Origin of the sequence: Pseudoalteromonas sp. SR45-5, assembly GCF_014163565.1 — a bacterium.
GTDB lineage: Bacteria > Pseudomonadota > Gammaproteobacteria > Enterobacterales > Alteromonadaceae > Pseudoalteromonas > Pseudoalteromonas distincta.
Window position 1 is genome coordinate 1 of record NZ_JACJDN010000330.1, and the last position, 4,391, is coordinate 4,391.

At 40.0% G+C, this 4,391-nt stretch carries 3 protein-coding genes and 1 pseudogene; 2 read left to right on the forward strand and 2 right to left on the reverse strand.

Annotated elements, in window-relative coordinates; genetic code table 11:
* A pseudogene (locus tag H5072_RS12615) lies at positions 1–293 on the reverse strand (AraC family transcriptional regulator); the annotation flags it as partial.
* Positions 283–1,203, reverse strand: a complete 921-nt coding sequence (locus H5072_RS12620; protein WP_024596554.1) for a GGDEF domain-containing protein — start codon at positions 1,201–1,203, stop codon at positions 283–285. The gene H5072_RS12620 and the pseudogene H5072_RS12615, both read right to left, overlap by 11 nt.
* 297 nt (positions 1,204–1,500) lie before the next feature.
* Between H5072_RS12620 and H5072_RS12625 the strand changes: the two genes are divergently transcribed.
* Together H5072_RS12625 and H5072_RS12630 are read left to right on the forward strand one after the other, a co-directional pair.
* Positions 1,501–3,804, forward strand: a complete 2,304-nt coding sequence (locus tag H5072_RS12625; protein WP_182693713.1) for a TonB-dependent siderophore receptor — start codon at positions 1,501–1,503, stop codon at positions 3,802–3,804.
* Positions 3,805–3,865: 61 nt separating this feature from the next.
* Positions 3,866–4,391: metallophosphoesterase (locus H5072_RS12630; protein WP_182693714.1), on the forward strand; the 526-nt coding region annotated here is incomplete at its 3' end.

Genomic DNA, 4,391 nt, shown 5'->3' on the forward strand with positions numbered 1-4,391 from the left:
GCTAAATTATCGCTATATTTTAATGCCTGAGCTTCGGCTCGAGTGTCGTTAATAAGTTGGCTACCGGGTAAAAAACCACTGTCAGTACTTTTCATCAACAACTTAAATTGAGCTAATAAACGCACCTGCTGAGACACACTAAATGTATGCTGAAAATTAAGTAAGTCTTGTTCAAAAATACCGGTACCGCGTAGCAGCTTATGTAAATTTATGTTTCGGCTTTGAGCAAGCTCTACAGCTGACGTAATAAGCCCTTGAGCGCTTAAATATTTGTCGTCTTGGCTAACAAACATGTGCACGGTGCGCTACTTTTAGTTGATGCTTTTTTTGTTGTAATTGACTATGCAGTTGGCTTGTTAGTTTACCTGTACTGCTATGCGTATTACCTTGTATTAAGGCGGTAGTGACATATTGAAACTTTGCTTTTTTAGATGCTTCAACTTTAAATGCACAATGCTTTAGAGCTCCTTTAATTTGTGCCATCAACTCTTTAGCTTGCTGCTCTGTGGTGGCTGGCATCAATACCATAAAGCAATCTCCTGCGTAGCGGCACACTACATCACTTAGTCGGCAATTCATTAACAATAGCTCGCTAATTTCACGCAGTAACCGGTCGCCCTCACTAAAGCCAAACTCACTATTAAAATGCGAAAAATCACGAATATCAATAGCCCCAAGCCAGAGTGGTTGTTTGCTCGTAAGTTGCTCTTTAATTGCAGAATCTAGGTACTGCGCCTTATAAAGACCTGTAACTGAACACACCTTATCGTGCTCACGTAAATGCGCTTCACGGCGGCGTAGCTGACGATTTAATACGTACTGCTCTTGATGCCAATAATACAAACCCACACTCGTTAACAACATGCCTAAAGGTGCTGGCAGAGATTCAATCCAACTGAGCCATTGATGGGCGGGATGCATTAGCCATTCATCAAGTAAATCGAGGGTTGCCGAGAACATAAATAACCCAACACCTATCACTAAGTAAGTGGTTACTTTACCCGGTGGTCTTGAAATTAATAACGCGGCAATCCATACGAGAGTCATTAATACAATACCGCCCTCCCCCATAATATCGAGCCACTGAATACTGGCGTAAGTTTTTAATACACCTAAATAACTACTTAAAAACACAGCGCTAAAAAACATCGCAATAATAGCGTTTATTAATAATCGGTGGCTGATAAAGGGGTTAAATCGCATGTGCGGTATCTCGTTTATAAATGAGTTTTAAAGTTAGTTCATACAAGTTTTTGTTAGCAGGGTCATATTAGCTCAGCTATATGACAACTAAATGATACCTACTTTAAAAACAGCCCTGCACGGTACATAACACCTGACTTTACGAGGAGTGATAAAAGCTCAATACGCTCTAGATATTTCTCAAACACCACTAAATACATGTATTTAGACTAAACACTGTCACATTTACGTAATCAAATATCTTTAGCTTGCTCGCCATATCAAGAAACAACCCAGCAATAACCAAGAGCAAATACAATGAAAGACTTTAAAATAAAAGCACTGGTAGCCGCATTAGCCTTATGTAATTTAACGGCTTATGCAGAAGATGATGCAAAAGAAACCACAAAAAAAGATATCGAAGTTTCTGACAAAATTGTTGTATACGGTGAAATTGGCTACAGAAACCGCTCAGACGAACTCGCACCAACCTTAGAATATTCACAAGAGTACTTTCAACGTTTTGAACCATTGACCGCAGGCGATGCATTAAAACGAGTACCCAGTGTTACATTTTTATCGGATGTGCTTGAATCGGATGGTGCACGTATGCGGGGGTTAAGCCCTGCTTATACAAAGGTGCTTATAAACGGTGAAGAAGTACCTGGCGCTGGTGCCGACCGTTCATTTTTTGTTGACCGAATTCCGGCTGAGTTAATTGAACGCGTTGAAATTATTCGCTCATCAAGTGCTAACCGCTCAGCCGATGCTATTGCGGGCACATTAAATATTGTATTGCGCGATGGTTACAGTTTAGATGGCGGTTACTTGCGTGCTGGTGGCTTGCTTTATGACGATGGTGAATTTAAAGAAAGCTTGGCTGCTGTGTACGGTACTGAATTTGCTGGTGGGCGCTTATTACTTGGTGCAAATTTACAAGGCAGATATAACCCAAAACAAAAAACTAGTTTGCGCTACGGCGATAGCCCTGAAAACAATATAAATTTTCAAACAGAAGAGTTTGATAACCGCGAAGACCAATCAGACACTCGCGATGGCGACGACACATCACTTAACTCCAGCTACGAAATTGTTTTTGACGACGATAGTCAGTTTAATATTAGCGCTATGTGGGTTGATACAGAGCGTACTGAGGATGAACGTTCATTTGAATACAACGACCCAACTGCAACCAATAACGATATTGTAAATGGCGGTAATTTAGAAACAGATAATGCCAATGTTAAATATATTGACCAAACTAATTACAACATCAATACCGCTTATGAATTTCCACTACTAAGCGGCACAAGTAAGTTTAAATTTGGCTTTGCTCGGTTTGAAGAGTCTGTTTATGAGGAAGAAGTCGAATTAGATACGTCTGAGCTGCCAATGATATTTGAAGAAGAACAAGCTCGCAGCAACATAGACGATAAAGAATGGACTCTACAGTGGCAACACAGCCAACCTTGGGGTGACAGCAAAGAAATTCAGCTTGGTGCATTTTTACAAAATAAAAAACGCGACAGTGAAATTTTAGAATCGCAAAATGAATTAGAACTTGCACTTACCAGTTGGGATCAATACGCAGCATCACCTTTAACGCTTGCTGCATTTAATAGCGAGTACGAAGCGGTTACTGGTGGTGTAAATACTTTAGAAGAAGATCGCTTTGACTTATTTGCCCTTGTTAAGCACAAAGATGATTTATTTGCTTGGGAGCTGGGCGTTCGCTGGGAGTCTACCGATTCTAAAATTAATGATAAAATAATTGGCGTGACCGAAAATAATAGTTACGACTTTATCCTCCCCTCGGCACACTTTCGTTATAACGTTAGCGAAAATGGGCGTATAAGTGCATCGATTGCGCGTAGTTTACGCCGCCCTGAGTTTGATTTTTTAACGCCGGCACTTATCGAAAAAGAGCTTGGCGATAACGACCAACTAGGGAACCCTGAATTAAAACCAGAATCAGCTTGGGGTATGGACTTAGGCTACGAGTATCGCTTAGGAAAAAGTGGCGTTGTAGGTATTAATTTATTTTATCGCAAAGTAAATGACCTAATAGAAATAGCAAATACAGGACAAGAAGGCTCTGAGGGCGAAGGCACATTTGTACTGCAACCACGCAACACCGGCGATGGTAATGTTAAAGGAGTTGAGCTTGATTTATCTACTCCACTTGGCGCATTTAGCATGCCTAATACGGGTGTATTTTTAAACTACTCATGGCTTGATAGTGAAGTAACCGATTTTTTTGGAACTCGCAAATTTAACGACCAATCAGACTACGTTTATAACATTGGGTTTATTCAAGACTTACCCGAACTCAAAGCTGCATTTGGCGTAACTTACCGTAAGCAAGGTGATGCCTATGGACGTATTGTAGGTGAAGAAATAACTACATCTTACAGTGCCGACTTTGAAGTGTTTTTAGAAAAACGTTGGGAAGATGTAACGCTACGCTTGGTGGGTTCAAACCTACTTGATGCAAGTAAAGACGAAACCTTTAATAAATTTGATACCGTTGAAGATCAGTTTAGTAGAAGCTTTGATGAGTACGAAATTGAATCTGAAGAAGCGGGACCGGTTTATCAACTTATGCTGCGTTACGCGTTTTAAATAAGTTTATGAGGTAGTGCTAATCACTTTATTTAGCGCTACCAAACATGAGAGAACTATAATGATAAAAAAAACATTACTGCTAATAACACTTGGCTTATGCAGTATACAAAGCGTATTGGCAAACGTAACGTACACCGATGTATTATACGAGCAACAAAAAATTGCCAACTTGACGGTGCTGCCTAAGAGCTTAAATTTTACGGTTATTGGTGATTGGGGACATAACGGGCACTTTTATCAAAAAGACGTAGCACACCAGTTAGAAATAGCGATGTTTCAAACGGATGGTGATTTTACTATTTCAACTGGCGATAACTTTTATCCCAATGGCGTGGCAAGTGTTAACGACCCGCTTTGGCAAAGTGCCTATGAAGATATTTACCATGGTCCACATACATTCGAGCCTTGGTATGTAGTACTGGGTAATCATGATTATTTAGGTAATGCGCAAGCACAACTTGATTACAGTAAAAAAAGTCAGCGCTGGAATTTACCTGCACGCTATTACAGCAAAACCTTTACTTTAAAAGGTGGCGAGCAGATATTAATGGTGTTTTTAGACACTAATACTTTAAATCCTGAAT

Coding starts and splice junctions, on each gene's coding strand:
- H5072_RS12620 (WP_024596554.1), bottom strand. CDS start 1,203: ATGCGATTTAACCCCTTTATCAGCCACCGATTATTAATAAACGCTATT.
- H5072_RS12625 (WP_182693713.1), top strand. CDS start 1,501: ATGAAAGACTTTAAAATAAAAGCACTGGTAGCCGCATTAGCCTTATGT.